Source organism: Burkholderia sp. Ac-20344 (assembly GCF_017104975.1).
In the GTDB taxonomy this organism is placed as follows: Bacteria; Pseudomonadota; Gammaproteobacteria; order Burkholderiales; family Burkholderiaceae; genus Burkholderia.
In genome coordinates this window covers 1-20,315 of record NZ_JAAGPP010000154.1, presented here as the reverse complement: position 1 = coordinate 20,315, position 20,315 = coordinate 1, and the positions used below count along the sequence as shown (strand labels likewise).

The window sequence follows — 20,315 nt, the reverse complement described above, 5'->3', positions numbered from 1 at the left end:
GGCGCCGGCCGCATGGGCGGGGCGTGCGATGCCGCCGGCGAGCGGCGCGGCGGCGAGGGTGGCAAGACGCTGCAGCACGCGGCGGCGCGCCGGAATGGAAGAGGGGTTCATCGACGTCGTGTCCTCGGTGATCCGCGCGCAGGCGGCGCGGCTGCCGGGCAGGTTACGGAATCGGTTTCCGGCCGACAAACATCGAATCGTGCAATGCATATTCGCGCGGCGGCGGCCGGCCTGGCCGCCAACGCTGCACGCGGGCGTTCTTGTACGGGTCTTACGCGATCGACGGAACCGTCCGCAGGAACGCGCGTACCGCCGGCGCCTTTTCGAAGCGCCGGTGCGCGAGCGCCAGTTCCGACGTGATCGGCTTGCCGGCGATCGGCCGGTACACGACGCCCGGCAGCGACACGCAGCCGGCGAGCGCATCGGGAATCACCGCGACCCAGCCGTTCACGGACACGCACGCGAGCACCGCGAGCAGGCCGCCCGGGCGGGCGGCGATCAGCGGTGCGAAGCGGCCGCGGCGCGCGACTTCGAGCGTGCCGCGTTCCTGTTCGGGCACCGCGAAGCGCGCGTCGGCGAGGTCGGTCGCGCGAATGGCCGCCATCGACGCGTAGCGCGACCCGGCGGGCACGGCCGCGACGAATACATCGCGCTGCAGCGTGACGATCCGCAGGCCGCCGGGCAGCGGCAGCGGCGGGCGCACGTACGCGAGGTCGAGGCGGCCCGTGTCGAGCTGGTTCGCGACGTCGTCCATCGGCACTTCGCGCAGGTTCAGTTCGATGCGCGGGTGCGCGGCACGAAACGCGCCGACCGTGCGTTGCAACGTGCCCGAATACACGGCCGACGACACGTAGCCGATCTCGATCCGGCCGAGTTCGCCGCGCTCGGCCAAGGCGGCGAGTTCGCGGCCGCGCTGCAGGTGTTCGACCGCGGCGCTTGCCTCGGCGAGATAGGCCTCGCCGGCCGCGCTCAGCGTGACCGCGCGGCGCGACCGGTGAAAGAGGCGCACGCCCAGCACGCGTTCGGCCTCCTGGATCTGCCGCGTGAGCGCTGGCGGCGCCATGTCGAGCGCTTCGGCCGCGCGGGCGAAGTGCAGATGCTGCGCGACGCTCAGGAACGCGCGCACGTGGCGGAATTCGAGCCGATCCATGATTGCAATTTTCGTCAATAAAACAGCGTTGGCGTATCAATGACAGGCAATACCGGGCAAGCCTAGCATACGGCTCGATCATCCTGTTCCGGAGTAGCCGATGTCCCAGTCCTCACCGGCGTCGCGCGCGGGCGCGGCTGCCGCCTCGCGCACGGGCGCCCGCCTGCCCGCCGCCGCAACGCTTGCCGTCGCGTCCGCGACCTGTTCGCTGATCGTGCTCGACACGAACGTCGTCGCCGTGTCGCTGCCGAGCATCGCGCGCAGTTTCCACGCGAGCTTCGCCGATATCGAATGGGTCGTGAGCGCGTACATGACCGCGTTCGCCGCATGCCTGCTGCCGGCCGGCGGGCTCGCCGACCGCTTCGGGCGCAAGCGGATGCTCTTCGCGGGGCTCGCGCTGTTCTTTCTCGCGTCGCTCGGCTGCGGCATCGCGCCGTCGGCCGGCTGGCTGATCGCCGCGCGTGCGGTGAAGGGCGGCGGCGCCGCGCTGCTGCTGACGGCCGCGCTCGCCGTGATCGCGAACCGTTTTCCGGAAGGGCGCGAACGGGCGCGCGCGTGGGCGATCTGGGGCATGTGCATGGGGATCGCGACGGCCATCGCACCGCTCGTCGGCGGCGCGATCACGCAATGGGTCGGCTGGCGCTGGGTGTTCCTGCTGAACCTGCCCGTCTGCCTGCTGCTCGCGGCCGGCGCGCGCGTGGCGATCGACGAGTCGTGCGATCCGCACGCGAAACGCGTCGATGCGGCCGGCAGCCTGCTGTTCGGGCTCGCGCTCGCATCCGGCATCTGGGCGCTGATCGAAGTGCCGTCGCATGGCCTCGCGAGCTGGGCCACCGGTGCGCGGCTCGTGGCGTGCGTGCTGCTTGGCGGCGCGTTCGTGCAATTGCAGCGCGTCCGCGTTCACGCGATGGTCGATCTTGCCCTGTTCCGGCAACCGCGCTTCGTCGCGGCGGTGCTCGCGATGTTCGGCTATGCGGCGTGCGCGCAGGTGATGATGACGTTCCTGCCGCTGTACCTGCAGAACGCGTTCGGGATGTCGGCGATCGACGCGGGGCTCGGGATGCTGCCGTTCGCGTTCGCGATGATCGCCGGGCCGTCGCTCGGCGCGGCGCTTGCCGCGCGCGTGTCGTCCGGCGGCGTGCTGGCGGGCGGGCTCGCGCTGATCGGTGCGGGCAACCTCGCGACCGCGGCACTCACGGCTAGCGGCGACTACCGGCTCGTCGCGCTCGGCATGTTCGTGACGGGCTGCGGCGCGGGCATCATGAACGGCGACACGCAGAAGGCGATCATGGCGTGCGTGCCGCCGAACCGTACGGGCATGGCGTCGGGCATCAGCACGACGACGCGCTTCTCGGCGATCGTGACGGCCGTCGGCGTGCTCGGCGCGGTGCTGGCGGCGAGCACGCAGGCGCGGCTCGACCGGCTGCTGTCCGCCGCGCCTGGCCTGCGTGCGTTCGCCGATGCGCCGTTCATGTCGAGCCTGCTGGCCGGCGACCTGGCGCGGGCGCTCGAGCGCGTGCCGCCGTCGGCCGCCGGTGCGCTCGCGAAGGCGGCGCCCGTCGCGTTCGCGAGTGGGTTCGCCGATGCGCTGACGGTGAGCGGCGTGCTCGCGCTGGTTGCGGCCGTCGTTGCCTGGAAGTTGCTTGCACAACCGATGCGCGATGGCGCGTGACGCACGGCGCGGCACGCGATCGGCTGTTTTGCCGTGCTGCTTGTCGACGTAGCCTGAGCCGCGTATCGCCGTATTGGCCCGGCGTTGCGCCCGTCGATCGCGCCGGTCAATGCGATTTCGTCGCGAGGCGGTGGATGCGTGCCGCATGGGCGATACGCCGCGGGTGCGACGCATGGCAATGCGTCGCCTGCCGGCGGCGCGTGCGTCGAGCAGGCTCAGGTGTATCGGCCGCGGCTGGCGTGCCGTTCCGCGCGTCCGCGTCCGCGATTGCGCCGGCCGCAACCGCCGCAACGGCCGCAACGGCCGGTTGCATCGCCTCCGCTTCGAGCCACGCGCGCGTCGCTTCCGCGATCAGCCCGCGCAGCCAGCGCACGCCTTCGGCGCACGCGCCCGATTCGTTCCAGGTCATCCGGTACACGATGTCCGGCGGTTCGGCCGGCAGTGCGACGGCGGCGAGCGGCAGCAGCTTCGCATAGTGCCGCGCGAGCCGGTAGGTGGTGGTCAGGAGCATGTCGGTGCGCACGAGCGCATGCGCGGCGAGTTCGAAGTGCGGCAGCGTGACGACGATCCGCCGCCGCAGGCCCACCCGTTCGAGCTGCTGGTCGATCGCGCCGGACGCTTCGAGCCACGACGGCGTCGGGCACAGCTGCGGCGCTTCGGTAAAATCGGCAGCGGTCATCGTGCCGCGCCGCGCGAGCGGATGCGTCGCGCGCATCAGGCACACGACGCGATCGTCGAACAGGTCGTCCTGCCGGAACCGCGACGAGCGCGCGGGGCGATTGTCGATCACGACGTCGAGCTCGCCGTCGGCCAGCGCGCGCTCGTCGTCGAAGCCGTCGCCGAGCGGATGGAACACGAGCTGCGCGTTGGGCGCGCGTTCGCGGAACAGCGCGACGAGCTTCGGCACGAACAGCACGTTCAGGTAGTCGGGGCAGCCGATCCGGTAAGTGCGCACCGACGTGCGTGCGTCGAACGTCGGCTGCTGGATGCGGATGAAGTCGATCACGCGCAGCGCGTTGCGCAGCGGTTCGATCAGCCGCGCGCCGAACTCGGTCGGCACCATCCCGTAGCGGCTGCGCACCAGCAGCGGATCGCCGAGCAGCGTGCGCAGGCGCTTGAGCGCGGCGCTCGTCGCCGGCTGCGACATGTTCAGGCGCACGGCCGCACGCGACACGGTGCGCTCGGTCAGCAGCACGAGCAGGATGCGCATCAGCCGCGCATCGAGCACGTCGAGCGCGCCCGCGGCGTCGGACGCGTCGCGGGGCAGTGCGTTCGGGCCTACTGGGTCCCGCATGCCGATAACCCTCCCGGCGACCCGGCGCCCGCGCGCGACGCAGCAGCGGGCCGGCGGCGCGTCATTGTGCGAAGGTGCCCGGCCAGCCGACGATCCGCTTCGGGCGCGGCGGCGCGTACGTGCGGACCTTCGACGTCTTCAGCTTCAGGCGCACCAGCGACTCGGCGAGCGCGACCGCGGCCGATACGCCGTCGACGACCGGCACGCCCGTGCATTCCTCGATCTGCCGGTCGAGGCCGGCCATCCCGCCGCAGCCGAGGCAGATCACTTCCGCGTGATCGTCCTTCACCGCACGCTGCGCCTGGCCGACGATCGACTCGATCGCGCGGGCCGGGTTCTCCTCGAGTTCGAGCACCGCGAGGCCGCTCGCGCGTACCGACGCGCAGCGCGCGTCGAGCCCGGCGAGCTTCAGGCGATCCTCGATCAGCGGCACCGTGCGGTCGAGCGTCGTGACGACCGAGTAGCGGTGGCCGAGCAGCATCGCGACGCTCGCGGCCGCTTCGGTGATGTCGACGACGGGCACCGTCAGCAGTTCCTGCAGGCCTTCGCGGCCGTGTTCGCCATAGCCGGCCTGGATTACCGCGTCGTACGGCGCGTCGTAGCTCAGCACGCGATCCATCACGGCGATCGCCGCGAGGTAGCTCTCGAAGTTGCCTTCGACCGATTCCGCGCCGAAGCGCGGCGTCAGCCCGACGATCTCCGTGCCCGGCGACGCGGCGGCCTGCGCCTGCGCGGCGATCGCGTCGGTGATCGACTCGGTCGTGTTGACGTTGACTACCAGGATCCTCATTGCGACTCCGTATGCATGTGTTTCAGTGTTCGGCGCAGGCGACCGCGATGGGTTCGCCCGAGCGCTCCTCGTAGTGCCGTTTGCGATCGGCCAGCAGCCAGTACACGCTGCCCGCGATGGCCGCGCCGAGCAGCCACGAGAACGGCGTCATCGCGCTGAAGGCCGGCACGACGGCGAGCGTGATCGAGATCAGCGCGGACGGCACGAGCGCGGCGAGCGCCTTGCGGTTCACGCCGCGCGTGTAGAAGTAGGCGCCGGTCGGCGCTTCGGTATAGAGGTCGGGCACGTTCACGCGCTGCTTGCGCACGAGCCAGTAGTCGACCGTGATGATCCCGTACAGCGGGCCGAGCAGCGCGCCGAGGCCCGACAGGAAGTAGACGATCACGATCGGGCTGTTGTACAGGTTCCACGGCAGGATCAGCACGGCGACCGTTGCGCTGATCAGGCCCGCGCGGCGGAACGACAGGCGATGCGGCGCGAGGCTCGTCAGCACGAAGGCGGGGGCGACGAAGTTCGCCATGATGTTCACGGCGACCGTCACGATCAGGAACGCGAGGCAGCCGAGCACGAGGAACAGCTTGTTCGGCACCGTCGCGATGATTTCCGTCGGGCTGTGGATGATGTGGCCGTTCAGCTTGAACTGCGCGCCCGCGAGCACGAAGCTGATCGTCGCGAACACGAGGATGTTGACCGGCAGGCCCCAGAAGTTGCCCACGCGCACCGTCTTCGCGCTCGGCGACGAGCGCGCGAAATCGCAGAAGTTGAGCACCAGCGTGCCGTAGATCGCGAGCCACAGCGAGCCGCCCGCGAAGATTTCCGTCCACATCCTGAAGCCGGTCAGCGGCTTGCCGATCGACATCGCGAGCTGGCCACCGGTGCGGCTGAACATCCACGCGGCGAGCGACAGCGTCGTGACGAGGATGACCGGGCCGGCCAGCCCCTCGTACTTGCGGACCATTTCCATCCCGTACGTGAGGATGCCGATCTGCACGAGCCAGATCGCGACGAACGTGACCCAGCCAAGCGTCGACAGCCCGAGGATCGCATCCTGGTCGAATGCGGCGAGGCCCGGCCAGATCGCGGTGAGCAGCACGCGCAGCACGACCGACGCGAGATAGGTCTGGATGCCGAACCAGGCGATCGCGATCACCGCGCGAATCATCGCGGGCAGCAGCGCGCCGTAGATGCCGAAGCTCATCCGGCTGATCACCGGGAACGGCACGCCGGTTTTCTGGCCCATGTAGCCGGTGAGGTTCATGAAGCCGTAAACGAGCACCGCGCCGATCGCGAGCGATGCGAGCATCTGCCAGCCCGACAGGCCGAGCGCGAACAGCCCGATCGCGAACGAATAGTTCGCGATGTTGTGCACGTCGTTGGTCCACAGCGCAAAGATGCTGTAGCGGCCCCACGTGCGGCCCTCGGCCTTGGTGGGCGCGAGGTCGGCGTTGTGCAGCCGCGGGCTCAGCGCGGGGTCGTGCGCGGCCGAATCGGTTCGATGCGATGCGTCGTCCGCGCCGAGCACGATGCCCGGGCGGTGGGTGGCTTCCAGTTGCACGCCGTTGTCTCCTTCCATGTGCGGGGCGCGAAGCCGGCAGCGTGGGAACGCTGCGCCGGCCCGGCCGCCGTGGACGTTATGTCTCGGATTTGTTCGCGAGTATGGAAGGCCGGCACGGTGATGGGAAATTAAATATTCGGCTGGACGTCATTTGAAAAATGAATGGAAGGCGGGTGCCGCCGACGGCCGGTAAGGCACGGGAATTGCGCGCCAGCGGGTTCCATTCACATCGACATCAGCGGAGGTGTCATGCAGCGATATTCACTTCGTCATGTATCGCGAGCCCTCTTCGCCGGCATTCTCATTGCGGGCCTGGCGGCAGGCGTGGGCTGCCAGAAGAAGAGCGACAGCGGCGGCCCGAGCTCGGACACGAGCGCCACGGGCGGCATGTCGGCCGCGCCGTCGGGCATGCCGGGTAGCGGTGCGGCCGGCGGCGGCGCGAGCATGCCGGGCGCGGCCTCCGCGCCGGGCGGCGCGAGCGGCGGCTGACGCGCGTTCGACGTCGGATACCGTGCCCGCGGCACGTACGCCGGGTGGCGTGCGTGCGCGCGGTTGCGCACGTGAAAGATTTGCAAGGACCGTTGTAGCGATTTCCGGACCGGCGGCGACAGCATGACGCCGGCGTACGCCGGCCGGGCAAGGAGGTGCGATGCAGAACGCGGGATCGAACCCTACCCCGGAAAAGCAGCGGGAACAGATCGAGCAGAGCCCGGTGAAGACGCCGGCGGCCGGCGACATGCCCGACGCGGCGACGCAGGCGGCGCAGGTCGCGCGGCGTCCGCTGACGCCCGAAGCGATTGCCGGGAAAATGCCGACCGGCTTGCCGCCGATCGACGTCGACGCGCATGCGGTCGAAAGCGGCGATCCCGTGCGCCGGGCCGCCGGCCGGATCGTCACGCTCGACAACGCGAACATGGCGATGACCGACAACACGGTCGACGTCGACGGCAAGGGCATGGAAGCCGCCGTGGGCGCATCGAAGTGGCACGACAACGTGATCTATTCGAACGCATCGCTGGACGACGCGGTCGAGACGCCCGACGAAGGGCTCGGCGGGATCGAAAGCCGGCCGTCCGGCAACATGCCCCAGATCGCGACGCGGCCGGGCTGGCGCGTACGCCATGTCGGCGATGTCGACATCGAGCACGGCGACGGCACGCGCGCCGAGCATGTGATCGCCCTGGAGCGGAGCAACTGACCGCGTGGCGAAAGGCGCGGCGGGCGGCGCCATCGCGCCGGCCGCCGCAACCGTTTGCAATCCTTACTGCGGACCCAGTTCCTGCGCGGACGTATCGGCGTCGTTGCCCTGCGCAACCAGCACGTGGATATCGTTCGGCGTGACGTCGCCGACTCCGCCCGACGGAATCGTCAGCAGCAGCCAGTCGGCGTTGTTGTTGATGGTGACCGGTGCGGTCTTGAGGATCGGCGTCTTGCTGCCGGCCGTCGTGACGATCACCTGGTAGCTGCCGCCGTTCAGGTAGATCGAATCCTGCGTCGATGCCGGCACTGCGTTCTGGTAGGCCGCGCCCGCGAGCGTCGGGCTCTGCGTCGCGATGTCGGTGCCGGGCGGGACGACGTACAGGTCGACGTTCTGCGCGTTCGGCGACGCGTTGAAGCTGCGCACGCGCGCCTTGTCCGACAGCAGGCCCTTGTCGTACGGATCGTCGATCACCGAGATCAGCGACGTCGTGCTCGGCAGCGCGATCGTCGTGTAGTGATGGCCATTGGCCGCGCTGAACGATTGCGCGGCGATGGTCGTCGTCGTGCCGGAGACGTCGTAGCTCGCGTTCTGCGTGCCCGAGTCGACGTCGTGATAGCGCGTCACGCCCTTGTACGCAATACCCGACTGGTCGAGCTTCGCGTTCAGGTAGTAGTCGAGGTTCGGCCCGGCCGGCACCGCGTTGATGAAGCGCGCCTGCGGCTTCGAGATGCCGAGCTCGGTGCCGACGTCGTTGCCGTCGCCGCCACATGCCGCGAGCATGGAAACGACCGAGCACAGGGCTGCCAGTGTTCGTATTGATCTCATGTTGTCCTCTCGTTCAGGGAACCTGCTTGCGACGCGGGATCGCCGCGCGAAGGGTCGAGCGGTGTGCGGCGCCGGTTGAGGGAAAGATGCTGTCCGCCGGATTGGCGGGCGCGTGAATGGCGCAAGCGATGTGCCCGCGTGGCGAATGGCGGCGGGAAGCAGTGGCGGGAAGCAGTGGCGAGAGGCAGTGGCGAGAGGCAGTGGCGAGAGGCAGTGGCGGGAAGCGGTGGGGGGAAGCGCGCACGCGCCGGCGTGGCGGCGTGCGCGGGGCGAGGCAGGTCGCGTGGGGCGGGCCGTGCGGTCGGCGCGGTTGTAAAAATGACCGCGCCGCGCGGGCGACGCGCTGCGTCAGCGGTTCACGAGCCGGGCCGGATACGCGAGCGCGAGGGCGCAGCCGACCACCATGCACGCGGCGAACCCATACAGCCCCGCGCTTTGCGAATGGAACGTGTCGCGCAGCCAGCCGATGAAATAGGTGCTGCCGAACCCGCCGAGATTCGCGATCGAGCACGCGAACGCGATCCCGCCGGCGGCGGCCGAGCCCTTCAGGAACGTCGAAGGCAACGCCCAGACGACCGGCATTGCGGCGGCCGCGCCCGCATTGATCAGCGAGAACAGCAGCACCGTCCCGACCGTGCCGTGCGACGACGAGGCCGCAATCGCCAGCGCGACGGCCGACACCAGGAACGGCACGACGATATGCCAGCGGCGCTCGCGCGCACGGTCGGAACTTGCGCCGCAGTACAGCGTGGCGAGCACGGCCGCGGCATTCGGGATCACCATCAGCCAACCGATGTGATACGCGTCCTTCACGCCCGTGTCGCGCAGGATCGTCGGCAGCCAGAAGCTCACCGCATAGAGGCCGAGCAGCACGCACAGGTCGATCAGGCCGAGCGCCCACACCTTCGGATCGGAGAACGCCTTGCCGAGCGCATGGCTCTTGTTGCCGGACGGATCGGCGTCGAGGTTCGTACGCAGCGCGTGTTTCTCGTCGGCATTCAGCCACGGCGCGGATTCGATGTCGTTGGGCAGCCAGCGCAGCACCGCGAAGCCGAGCAGCACAGACGGCAGCGCTTCGAGCAGGAACAGCCACTGCCAGCCGCCGAGCCCGTGCGCGCCGTCGAATGCACGCATGATCCACCCGGAGATCGGGCTGCCGATCATGCTCGACAACGGCAGACCGACCATGAACAGCGCGACGATCCGCGCGCGGCGTGCATCGGGATACCACTGCGTCAGGTACAGCAGCACGCCGGGCAGGAAGCCGGCCTCGGCCGCGCCGAGCAGGAAGCGCACGATATAGAACTGCATCGGCGTGTGCACGAACATCGTCGCACCCGACAGCAGGCCCCACGTGATCATGATCCGCGCGATCCACAGCTTCGCGCCGACGCGTTGCAGCACCAGGTTGCTCGGGACTTCGAACAGGATGTAGCCGGCGAAGAACAGGCCGGCGCCGAGCCCGTACACGGTATCGCTGAACTTCAGCGCGTCGAGCATCTGGAGTTTCGCGAGCCCGATGTTGATGCGGTCGAGATAGGCCGCGAAGTAGCACAGGCAGAAGAGGGTGATCAGGCGCAGCGTGACCTTGCGATACAGATTGCCGTGCGGCGCATCGTCGGGGGAAACGGCGGCGCTCGGGTGTGCGGTAGACATGGGATTGCCCCTGTTCGAATGTGACGGATGAATGGGTGGCCGATCGACGCGAGCGGACGTTCCGCTGCGCACTGGAGTCTGTATATCACGGCAATTAAATAGCGTACACACTAGAAAATACCGAATCGCACAGGCACGATTCCGGCCACGAGGAGGTAAGCATCTGCATGATAAAAACCGCGTGTTTGACGCGGTTTTGATGGCGATTCATCCGCGTCTAATGGGGTCGTTAAGGCACGGAAGCATGCACAAAATTCGTGCGTATGCACTTAAAAGTAAAGCGTGTGCGCGAAAGTCTGGCGATGCGCGCAAGCACGTGCGCGGCAGCCGGTTCGACCGTGCGCAGCCGGTTGTCGCGTCGACGCGCCCGGCGGGCAATGTGCAGCCGTCAGGCGTTTGTCAGGCGCGCTGCGCGCGGGGCACCGCGAATCCTGATGCACCGCAATGAAGCGGCAACCCGGCTGCCGGTCGGGCCGAATGGAGGGTGTACACTGCTTGTCTTTCACTGATATGCGGCACGGGCCTTTACTTTCATGGCGTCTTCCAAGGATTCCTACGACTTTCACGACCAGGTCGGGCACCTGCTGCGCCGCGCGTATCAGCGGCACGTGTCGATCTTCCAGGAAGCGATCCCCGATTCCGATCTCACGGCCGCGCAGTTCGTCACGCTGTGTGCAGTCAAGGAGCGCCAGGCGTGCTCGCTGAACGACATCGTCAAGGCGACCGCGATCGACCAGGCGACGATCCGCGGCGTGGTCGATCGCCTGAAGGCGCGTGCGCTGATCGAGGTGCTGCCCGATCCGAACGACGGCCGCAAGCTGATCGTGCGCGCCACCGCGACCGGCCTCGCGCTGATCGACCGCACGGTGCCGTTCGCGCGGCAGGTGACGGAGCGCACGTATGGCGCGCTCAATCCGGGCGAACGGGTTGCGCTGCAGTTCCTGCTGCGCAAGATGATGGAAGAAGACGGCGACGCATGATGCGCGCCGCCAGCCGGTCGGCAGTCGTGCCCGTGCGGCCGGCCTGTCTGCCGGCCGGCTCGATCCCGTGATGAAGCCCGGGATCGCTACACCGCGTCGGTTGCCACCTGCGCACCGGCCGCGTCGGCCGTCATCAACCGGCCAGCGCCGCGTAACGCGGCCCGGATCGTCTCCGGCGTAAACGGCGGCGCGTAGAGCCGCACGCCGGTCGCATCGAACAACGCGTTCGCGACGGCGGCAGGGCCCGGCACCGACGCCGATTCTCCCGCGCCGAGCGGCGGCTCGCCTTGCCTCGGCATCAGCACGACATCGACGTCCGGCACTTCCGCGAAGGTGAGAATCGGATAGCTCGCCCATTCGCGCGATGCGACCTTGCCCTCGGCGAAGCGCACGCGCTCCTTCAGCGTGCGGCTCAATACCTGGATCACGTTGCCGTGGATCTGGTGGCGCACGCCATCGGGGTTGATCATCGTGCCCGTGTCCTGGCCGACCGTGACGCGTTCGATGCGGATCTCGCCCGACACGCGATCGACGCTCAGGTCGACGATCCACGCCGACCACGCCGCGCCGAAGCCGGGGAAGCGGCTGTGCACGTAGCGCGCGTAAGCGATGCCGCGGCCGTGCACGAGGCGCGACGTAGCGGGTTCGTGCGGCGTGCGCCGCACGCGCGGCGTCCAGCCCGCGCGGTCAGCCACGGCCTGCAGCAGTTCGGTCGCGCGCGTGTCCTGCAGATGGCGCAGCCGGAACGCCAGCGGGTCGACGCCGGTCAGCGCCGCGCATTCGTCGACGAACGCATCGTGCGCGAACGAGTTCGGCAACGCCGACACGCCGCGCAGCCACGACGCGCGCACGAGCGGCGCGAGATCCTCGCAGACGAAGCGGCGATGCGGGCTCGCATACGGCGACACGGCCGTGCGGTCGCCCATCTCGAACACGCGCGGCTCGGGCGCGATCGTGCCGGTCAGCAGCGCCGCGAGCAGCGGCGCGTCGTTCGACGGGTAGCGCGTCGTGAAGTCGTAGCCGAGCAGGCGGCCGTCGCGCGTGACGGTGCCCGTTACCTGCATCGACTGGCCCGCGCCTTTCGGTTCCCACAGATGTTCGTCCGCACGCGACAACTGCACGCGCACCGGGCGGCCGACCGCGCGCGACAGCAGCAACGCGTCGCCGCATACGTCGTCCGCGCCGTTGCGGCCGTAGCAGCCGGCCGCTTCCATCCGCACCACGTCGAAATCGGCTTCGTCGCGTGCGACGAGTGTCGCGAGGTCGTAGCGCAGCGACACGGGATTCTGCGTGCCGGACCACACGGTGATCCGGCCATCGCCGGGCTCGCGGTAGTCGGCGAGCGCGCACGACGGGCCGATCGAGCCGTGCATCTGGAACGGCCACGCATAGGTGCGCGACAGCGTGATCGTGTCGGGCTGCGCACGCGCCGCGTCGACGTCGCCTTCGTCGAGCAGCACGCGGCGTCTGGCCGGCGCGGCGGCGATAGCGGCAGCCGGCGCGTCGAGCGGCGGCAGCGCGGGAAGCGGCCGCCACGTCACGCGCAGCTGGCGCGCCGCGCGGATCGCGTGCTCCTCGCGCTCGGCCACCACGCCGACGAAATCGCCGAGCGCGACGACGGCCACCCGCCCCGGCACGTCGGCCACCGATGCGCGATCGACGTCGACGAGCGATGTGCCGACGAAGGCGCCGCTGTCGTGGCCCGCATACGGCGGCCGCACGACGCGGCCGTGCAGCATGCCCGGCACGCGCATGTCGTGCACGAACGTGAGCTCGCCGGTTGCCTTCGCGGGCAGGTCGACGCGCGGCGACGACCGGCCGACGATCCGGTAGTGCGCGGGATCCTTCGTACGGGTGTTCAGGTCCAGCGTCAGCGCGATCCGGCGCATGGCGACGAGCGTGGCGAACGTTGCCGTTTGCTCATCGGCCGAAATCGATCCATCCTCGACGGCCAGCCGCTCCGCGTCGACGCCGAACCGTTCGGCGGCAAGCGCCAGCAGTGCATGGCGCGCCTGCGCGGCCGCGCAGCGCAGCGGCGTCGCGGAAATCTGGATCGTCGCGCTCGCGATGGTCGGGCCCTGGTTCGGTGTCGCGGCCGTGTCGCCGAGCACCATCGTCACGCGCGCGGCCGGCACGTCGAGTTCCTCGGCGACGATCTGCGCGAGCGACGTGCGGATACCGGTGCCGAGATCGACATGGCCGTTGAACGCGAGGATGCGGCCGTCGTCGAGAATCGCGACGAACACTTCCGGCAGCGCCGGCACATAGGACGACAGGCTGCCCGGCTGTCCGGGCGCCGGCTTGACGGGCGGCGCGGGCGGCCGGACCACGGTCAGGCAGCCGTTGCGCGCGAGCAGTTCGGAGCGGTTCACGGATGAAGGATCCTGTCGAGGAAGCGGCGGCGCGCGGCCGGCTGCGGCGTACGCGGGGCGAGGCGGCTGGTGGCCCGGGCGTCGTGTTCGCACGGTGCGTCGAGCGCAATGGCGGTGGCCGTCGCGAGCGCGCGCGACGCCAATCTAGGCCGCCAAAAGCGCAGCGTCAATCGCGCGGGCGGGCGCCGGCCGGTCGCGCCGCCGGCCCGCCGCGCCGATTCAGCGGTTGCGCGCCTGCACCGCATCGATCGCCGCGATCGCATCGTCGAGCGGCATCACCGCCGCGTATTTCTGCTGCATGTCGAACAGGTTCGCGTCGTGCGGCGCGATCGCGCGATCGCCGACGCAGTCGGCGAGCACGAGCGGGCGGAACCCGTGCGACATCGCGTCGACGACGCTCGCCCGCACGCAGCCGCTCGTCACGGCGCCCGCGACCAGCAGCGTCTGCACCGCGCGCTGCGCGAGCCACGGCGCCAGTTGCGTGCCGAAGAATGCCGACGGCACGGTCTTGCGCACGACGAGTTCGCCTTGCGCGGGCGTGAGTTCGGGCACGATCGCGCTGTTCGGATGGTGTTCGGTCAGCGTCGCCATGCCGGGCACCTTCAGCGAGAACACGTTGTCGTCGCTGCCGTCGTCCGCATACACGATGCGGCTGTGCGCGACGGGCCAGCCGCGTTCGCGCGCCAGCGCGAGCGCATGCGTCGTGCGCGCGATCGCCGGCGCGATGTTGCCGCCGCCGAACGTCGCGGGATCGGCGAAGCCGACCACGAAGTCGACGATCAGCAGGCCGATGTTGCCGTGCGGCGGCAGCGGCGTGCCGAAACCCTGCTGGCGATAGACGTTCGCTTCGGCGTGACGGGAAAGATCGTTCATGGTGTCGGGGGGGGGCTCGTCGGTCAGGCGGGTTGGTCGGTCACGCGGCCGTCGCGCACGACGGTTGCGCCGTCGAGTTCGACCGTGCAGCGGCGCAGCGGGATGTCGATGTGGCAGGTGGTCGTGCGGTTGCCGCCGCCTTCGTTGTTCGGGCCGAGCGAGAACAGGAAATTGCCCTCGAACGCGCGCGCGTCCATCCCGATCGTCGCCTCGCGGTCGTACAGCCCGAGCGTCGACCAGCGCGCGCGCGGCTGCAGCCCCCAGCCGATATGCGAGATCGCATAGCCTTCGGGGTCGGCGAACGTCTCCATGTAGTCGCGCAGCAGGTCGGCATCGACGCCGCCTTCGATGCGGGTCGCATAGCCGCCTTCGACGGTCAGCGCGATCGGTTCGCTCACGTAGTGCTTCTGCGGCAGCAGGATGTCGCCGCGATCGATCACGATCGTGCCGCGCGCGGTGCGGTCGTTCGGGTAGGTCAGCGCGAAGCCGCTCGGCCAGTGGTCCCAGCGGCCCGGTGCGTCGACGAAGCCGTATTCGGCCGTGGGCGGGAACTCGCCGAGCGGGCACACGAGCGCGGTGCCGGCCGCCGACGTCACGCGCATCTCGCGGGCGGCAGCGATCTGCTTCGCCGCGGCGAGCACGCGCGTGCGGTCGGCCAGCGTCGGCACCATCCGCACGAGCACTTCGGGCGGCTCGACCGCGAGCAGGATCTTCGTGCCGGATTTGAGGATGTCGTGCTGTTCGGGCGAGAACAGCAGCGTCATCAGGTCGAGCACGAGGTCGCTCTCGCGCAGCGCGGCGATCGCGGCCTTGTTGCCGGTGAGCGGCGTCGTGCCGAGATACGCGAGCGGGTCGCGGCTGAACGCCTTGTCGCCGTTCACCGGCGGCAGGTCGAGCCGGTTGACGATCGCGCCCATCGATTGCGTCGCGATCAGTGCGCACGACAGCGTCTGCGGGTGGGTGGCCGCGCTCGTCAGGATCGTGACGGTCTGGCCCGGTTCGAGGCGCGACAGCGTGAGCACCTGCTTCCACGCGTCGATCAGTTGAGTGTCGCTGACTGGCATCGTCGGCTCCGGTAAAGGCGTGAAGGAAAGGGGCGGGCGCCGCGCGATCAGGCCGCGAGCGGCGCGCCGAGGAAATCGCCGAACGCCGCGTAGAAGCCCGGCGCGTTGTCCCACGGAATCATGTGGCCGGCGTCGGGCACGCGCACGTGCCGCATCGACGGCGTCGCGCGCTGCAGTTCGGCGACATCGTCGTCGCGCACCACGTCGCCGCGTTCGGCCGTGATCAGCAGCGACGGCACGGCCAGTTGCGCCGCGTCCGCGTGGAAATCGTCGGTGTGGAAGCCTTCGTACGACGCGCGCACCGCGCGCTCGTCGCAGGTGTGCAGCCATTCGGCGCGCAACTGCAGTTCGGCGTCGGTCCAGGTCGGGCAGAACGCGCGCATGCCTTCGGCATTAGTGCCGGCGCGCGCGAGCGCCATCGAATCGATGTACCAGGGCAGCTTGCCCGGATAGTCGCGGCGGTTCGGGCCCGACACGGGCGGATCGACGAGCACGACCGATTCGAGCCCGCGGATGCCGCGCCGCGCCGCGCGCGCGGCGATCCGCGCGCCCATCGAATGGCCGACGACGCTCGTGCGCGGCAGGCCGAGCGCGGGGACGAGCGCCGCGATGTCGTCAGCCTGCGCATCGAGGCCGTAGTCGAGCGACGGCGACGCGTCGGACAGCCCGCGGCCGCGCACGTCGAGCACGTAGGTATCGAACGCCGCGCCGAATACGTCGCCGACGAAACCCCACGTGATCGCAGGGCTCGTGATGCCGGGAATCAGCACGATCGCCGGGCGCGAGGCGCGCGCGCCGGTCGCGCCGCCGTAGCGCAGGTAGTGCTGGCGGATGCCGTTCGCGCGGATGTTCGCGCCGTACAGGAAAGTCGAGGACATGAATGGACTCCGTCGGAAGGGCCGCGCTCAGTACGCGCCGGAGAGCAGCGCGCCCGCGCCGGGCACGATCGGCTCGAGGTCGAGCTCGCACAGCATCGCGTAGGTCGTCGCGATCGCAGCCGTGATCACGGGCTTGCCCGTCATCGCCTCGACCTTCGCGACGGCCGGCAGCGACGGCATCTGCACGCAGGCGGACAGCACGATCGCGTCGGCGTCCTGGTACGGCAGCGTCTTCACGATGTCGGGCAGGCGCGCCGGGTCGTGACGGCCGACGTCGAGGTTGTCGGGAATCTCCAGCGCGCGGTACGCGAGTACTTCAAAGCCCTCGTTGCGGATGTAGTCGACCACGAGTTCGGTCAGCGGCAACATGTACGGCGCGACGACCACGATCCGCTTCGCGCCGATCACCTTCAACGCATCGACGAGCGCGCCCGCACTCGTCAGCACCGGCGCCTGCGCGCCGTTGTCGGCCGTGTGCTTCGTCAGGCGCGCCTGCGACACGCGGTGGTAGCCGTGTCCCATTGCCATGATCGCGACCAGGCACGCGTAGCCGAGCACGTCGACGCGCGCATCGCTCAGTTCCACCGCGCAGCGGTCGGATTCGGCATCCATCGCCGCGAGTTCTTCCTTGACGACCTTCTTCATCCGCATCCGGCTCGAGTGATACGTGAAGCGCTCGGGGCGGATCGCTTCGCGCAGCCGCAGCATCGCGGGAATCTCGGTTTCCATCGTCGTGTTGGAACTCGGCACGATCTGGCCGATGCGGTAGGTCTTGCTCATGACGGGAGGCTCCGTGTCGGTAAGGGTGGGGCGGCACGCTGGCGCGGGATCGCCGGATGTCGAGCAAAGTCTAGTGTGTACATTTGAAAATGGCAATGGATCAAAATGACGTCGATCGTGCGTCAACCGCTTATGCGTGCGGATATTCGACGATTTATTGGTGTTTTCCCGAATGTCATTGCAGCGCGCGACAATCCTCTTGTCCTGAATAAATTGAGTGTGTACGCTAAATAAACGCCATTCAATCCGCCCGTTCTCGCGCCGTATCCGGCGACGGGCCCACGATCAGGAGATCCGCATGAGCACACCCCGTATCGCAATCATCGGCGCCGGTCTCGGCGGCACGGCCGCCGCGGCGCTGCTTCAGCGCGGCGGCTACGACGTCGCGCTGTACGAGCAGGCTCCGGCGTTCTCGCGCCTCGGCGCGGGCATCCACCTCGGCCCGAACGTGATGAAGATCATGCGGCGCATCGGCTGCGAGGACGCGCTGGAGACGATGGGTTCGCATCCGGATTTCTGGTACAGCCGCGACTGGCAGACGGCCGACGTGCTCGCGCAGATCCCGCTCGGCGACTACGCGCGCAAGGCCTACGGCGCGAGCTACCTCACCGTGCATCGCGGCGATTTCCACGCATTGATGACGCAGGCGGTCACGCCCGGCACGATCCGCTTCGGCAAGCGGCTCGCGGCGGTGGAGGACGCCGGCGACGCGGTGCGCCTGACGTTCACCGACGGCAGCGTCGAGACGGCCGACATCGTGATCGGCGCGGACGGCGTGAATTCCCGGATCCGCGAGCACCTGCTCGGCGCGGAACCGCCGCGCTATACGGGCTACGTCGCGCACCGCGCGGTGTTCCCGGCGTCGCTGCTCGGCAACAAGCCGTACGACATGTGCGTGAAGTGGTGGTCGGAGGATCGCCACATGATGGTCTACTACGTGACCGAGAAGCGCGATGAGTATTACTACGTGACCGGCGTGCCGCAGGCCGAATGGCCCGAAGGCGTGTCGATGGTCGACAGCAGCCGCGACGAAATGCGCGAGGCGTTCGCGGGTTTCCACACCGACATCCAGCACCTGATCGACGTGTCGCCGTCGATCACCAAGTGGCCGCTGCTCGAACGCGATCCGCTGCCGCTGTGGAGCCGCGGCCGCCTCGTGCTGCTCGGCGACGCGTGCCATCCGATGAAGCCGCACATGGCGCAGGGCGCGGCGATGGCGATCGAGGATGCCGCGATGCTCGCGCGCTGCCTCGACGAAGTCGGCGTCGGCGATTACGCGGGTGCGTTCGCGCTGTACGAGGCGAATCGCGCGGCGCGCGCGTCGAAGGTGCAGCTCGTGTCGCACAACAACACGTGGCTGCGCACGAACGAGGATCCGTCGTGGGTATTCGGCTACGACGTGTTCGACGTGCCGCTCGTCTCGCCGTCGCGCGACAGCGTCGCGGCGGTGGCCTGACGCGTACATGGTGCCCGCGCCGGGCGGCGCTTCGCCGTCGCCGTCGCGCGCCGATGCGCCGGTACGTACGCATTTCGGCGTGTTATATGTCAGGCGCGCGCCGGCGGGCGCCAGCCGGCGGCAGTGCCCGCTGCCGGCCCCCTCGGCCCGCGCGCCGCATTCCGGATCCCTTCATGTCCCATCCCGCTTCTCCGTCGCGGCCGCTGGCGTTTCGCGTGAACGGCATGCCGCACACCTTCGACGAGGCCGCGCCCGACGCGCCGTTGCTGCTGGTCCTGCGCAACGACTGCGCGCTCAACGGCCCGAAATACGGCTGCGGGCTCGGGCAGTGCGGCGCATGCACGGTGCTGGTCGACGGGCAGGCGACGCGTTCGTGCGTCGTGCCGGCCGCCGCCGCGAGCGGGCGCGACGTCACGACGCTGGAAGGGCTCGGTTCGCGCGACGCGCCGCATCCGATCCAGCGCGCGTTCATCGACGAGCAGGCCGCGCAATGCGGTTATTGCCTGAACGGGATGATCATGAGCACGAAGGCGCTGCTCGACCGCGACCCCGCACCGGACGATGCGGCGATCCGCGATGCGTTGCGCTTCAATCTCTGCCGCTGCGGTACGCACCTGGAGATCATCCGGGCCGTGCATCGCGCGGCACGCTATCTGCGAGGCGGCGATGAAGCCTGACGCAGGCTTGCCTGTCGTACCGGCGCGCGTGACGGTGCCCGAGCCGCACGATGACGTCGGGGCCGATGCATTGCACGCGTACCACGCACGCTACACATGGCCGATGGGCGATGCACACGCGCAGGCATCGCTCGATGTCGAAACGCGCACCGCGGCCGACGGGCGGATGACGGCCTGGCGCTATCGCGCGCAGGCGGCCGGTACGGACGTGGCAGCGGACGATCGTCAATTGCCGCACGATGAAGCAGCCGAAGGCGCGGATACCGGCCCCGCCGCGCCGTTCGCTTACCGGCACGCGCAGACGTCGATCGAACTCGCCGACACCGGCCACGCGATTCCCGGCCACGCGCACGTGTTCGCGCGCGAATCCTTCGTCGACGAACTCGCGGGCGCGTTGCGGCGCGACCCGGTCGCGTTGCGCCTGCAGCATCTCGATGCGGCGCGGGATGCGGGGCCGCGCGAGATTATCCGGATGGTCAGCGAGCGCGCTGCGTGGGGCGTGCCGGCTGCGGTCGATTCGGATGCCCATGCGCGCCTGAGCGGGCGCGGCTTCGCTTTCGATGGCGCCGCAGCACTGTCCGGCAACACACCGCCGCCAGCCGACGCGAGACGCGACGGCGACGCGCGCTGGTCCGCATGGGTCGTCGATCTCGATGTCGACCGTGCGACGGGCGACGTCGCGGTGCGGCGCGTCGTGGCCGGGCAGGGGGCCGGCGAACCGGGCGACGCGTCGATGGCCGGCTTGCCCGCATGGCAGATCGAAGCGGCGATTTCGCGCGTGATGGGCGCGCGCTTGTCCGCGCGGCCCGCTCACGACGAAACCGACATGGGCGCGCAGCCGGATGCGATCGCCCACGAACTGATTGCGTTCGACGACACGGCGCATCGCGCGCACGGCGAACTGTCCGTGCACGATGCGCGCCGGATCGAGCAGGCGGCGGCGCCCGCGGCGGCGGCGATCGCGAATGCGCTGTACGACGCGACGGGCGTGCGGTTTCGCGCACCGCCGTTCGACGCCGAGCGCATCCGCGCGGCGCTCGCGCGGCCGGTGCCGGCTGATTCCGGCGAGGGGTTGCGCAGCGCTCCGCGTCA

At 69.6% G+C, this 20,315-nt stretch carries 17 protein-coding genes and 1 pseudogene; 7 read left to right on the top strand and 11 right to left on the bottom strand.

The genetic code is table 11. The features are described from left to right. Positions 1-271: 271 nt before the first annotated feature. Positions 272-1,150, bottom strand: a complete 879-nt coding sequence (locus G3N64_RS32785) for a LysR family transcriptional regulator (RefSeq protein WP_205787868.1) — start codon at positions 1,148-1,150, stop codon at positions 272-274. Between the two features lie 100 nt (positions 1,151-1,250). On the opposite strand from G3N64_RS32785, the gene G3N64_RS32780 reads away from it, so the two are divergent. Continuing rightward, a complete protein-coding gene (locus G3N64_RS32780; RefSeq protein WP_205787867.1) occupies positions 1,251-2,822 on the top strand; it encodes an MFS transporter in 1,572 nt (523 codons plus the stop codon). 106 nt (positions 2,823-2,928) lie between these two features. Here G3N64_RS32780 and G3N64_RS32775 read toward each other — a convergent pair whose 3' ends face one another. The 3 genes from G3N64_RS32775 to G3N64_RS32765 all read right to left on the bottom strand — a co-directional run bounded on the left by G3N64_RS32775 (position 2,929) and on the right by G3N64_RS32765 (position 6,479). Continuing rightward, a complete protein-coding gene (locus G3N64_RS32775; RefSeq protein WP_205787866.1) occupies positions 2,929-4,116 on the bottom strand; it encodes a LysR family transcriptional regulator in 1,188 nt (395 codons plus the stop codon). A 61-nt stretch (positions 4,117-4,177) separates the two neighbouring features. After that, a complete protein-coding gene (locus G3N64_RS32770) occupies positions 4,178-4,906 on the bottom strand; it encodes an aspartate/glutamate racemase family protein (RefSeq protein WP_205787865.1) in 729 nt (242 codons plus the stop codon). A gap of 22 nt (positions 4,907-4,928) precedes the next feature. Continuing rightward, complete coding sequence (locus G3N64_RS32765; protein WP_205787864.1) at positions 4,929-6,479, bottom strand: NCS1 family nucleobase:cation symporter-1; 1,551 nt, start codon at positions 6,477-6,479, stop codon at positions 4,929-4,931. 231 nt (positions 6,480-6,710) lie between these two features. Between G3N64_RS32765 and G3N64_RS32760 the strand changes: the two genes are divergently transcribed. Continuing rightward, entirely contained in the window at positions 6,711-6,950 is a 240-nt protein-coding gene (locus G3N64_RS32760) for a hypothetical protein (RefSeq protein ID WP_205787863.1), read from the top strand. Between the two features lie 160 nt (positions 6,951-7,110). Next, complete coding sequence (locus G3N64_RS32755; RefSeq protein ID WP_205787862.1) at positions 7,111-7,659, top strand: DUF3005 domain-containing protein; 549 nt, start codon at positions 7,111-7,113, stop codon at positions 7,657-7,659. Positions 7,660-7,722: 63 nt separating this feature from the next. On the opposite strand, the gene G3N64_RS32750 is transcribed toward G3N64_RS32755, so the two are convergent. Both G3N64_RS32750 and G3N64_RS32745 read right to left on the bottom strand, forming a co-directional pair. Further along, positions 7,723-8,487: a DUF4397 domain-containing protein gene (locus G3N64_RS32750; protein WP_205787861.1), complete on the bottom strand. Its 765-nt coding sequence runs from the start codon at positions 8,485-8,487 to the stop codon at positions 7,723-7,725. A 348-nt stretch (positions 8,488-8,835) separates the two neighbouring features. Beyond that, entirely contained in the window at positions 8,836-10,143 is a 1,308-nt protein-coding gene (locus G3N64_RS32745) for an MFS transporter (protein ID WP_205787860.1), read from the bottom strand. 533 nt (positions 10,144-10,676) lie between these two features. Between G3N64_RS32745 and G3N64_RS32740 the strand changes: the two genes are divergently transcribed. Continuing rightward, positions 10,677-11,123, top strand: a complete 447-nt coding sequence (locus tag G3N64_RS32740; RefSeq protein WP_085043161.1) for a MarR family winged helix-turn-helix transcriptional regulator — start codon at positions 10,677-10,679, stop codon at positions 11,121-11,123. An 86-nt stretch (positions 11,124-11,209) separates the two neighbouring features. On the opposite strand, the gene G3N64_RS32735 is transcribed toward G3N64_RS32740, so the two are convergent. From G3N64_RS32735 to G3N64_RS32715, 5 genes are all read right to left on the bottom strand, one after another. Continuing rightward, positions 11,210-13,495 (bottom strand): molybdopterin cofactor-binding domain-containing protein, encoded by a 2,286-nt coding sequence (locus tag G3N64_RS32735; protein ID WP_205787859.1) that lies wholly within the window; start codon positions 13,493-13,495, stop codon positions 11,210-11,212. A gap of 219 nt (positions 13,496-13,714) precedes the next feature. Beyond that, a complete protein-coding gene (locus G3N64_RS32730; protein WP_205787858.1) occupies positions 13,715-14,368 on the bottom strand; it encodes an isochorismatase family protein in 654 nt (217 codons plus the stop codon). Between the two features lie 23 nt (positions 14,369-14,391). Next, complete coding sequence (locus tag G3N64_RS32725) at positions 14,392-15,432, bottom strand: 2,5-dihydroxypyridine 5,6-dioxygenase (protein ID WP_205787857.1); 1,041 nt, start codon at positions 15,430-15,432, stop codon at positions 14,392-14,394. Between the two features lie 47 nt (positions 15,433-15,479). Continuing rightward, positions 15,480-16,310 (bottom strand): alpha/beta hydrolase, encoded by an 831-nt coding sequence (locus G3N64_RS32720; RefSeq protein WP_205787856.1) that lies wholly within the window; start codon positions 16,308-16,310, stop codon positions 15,480-15,482. A gap of 27 nt (positions 16,311-16,337) precedes the next feature. Next, positions 16,338-17,090, bottom strand: coding sequence for an Asp/Glu racemase (locus G3N64_RS32715; protein WP_205787855.1), 753 nt, complete (start codon positions 17,088-17,090; stop codon positions 16,338-16,340). A gap of 298 nt (positions 17,091-17,388) precedes the next feature. Between G3N64_RS32715 and G3N64_RS32710 the strand changes: the two genes are divergently transcribed. From G3N64_RS32710 to G3N64_RS32700, 3 genes and pseudogenes are all read left to right on the top strand, one after another. Next, entirely contained in the window at positions 17,389-18,546 is a 1,158-nt protein-coding gene (locus G3N64_RS32710) for an FAD-dependent monooxygenase (protein ID WP_205787854.1), read from the top strand. Between the two features lie 173 nt (positions 18,547-18,719). Then, positions 18,720-19,223, top strand: a complete 504-nt coding sequence (locus G3N64_RS32705; protein WP_205787853.1) for a (2Fe-2S)-binding protein — start codon at positions 18,720-18,722, stop codon at positions 19,221-19,223. Further along, positions 19,213-20,315, top strand: a pseudogene (locus G3N64_RS32700) (cytochrome C); the annotation flags it as partial. The gene G3N64_RS32705 and the pseudogene G3N64_RS32700, both read left to right, overlap by 11 nt.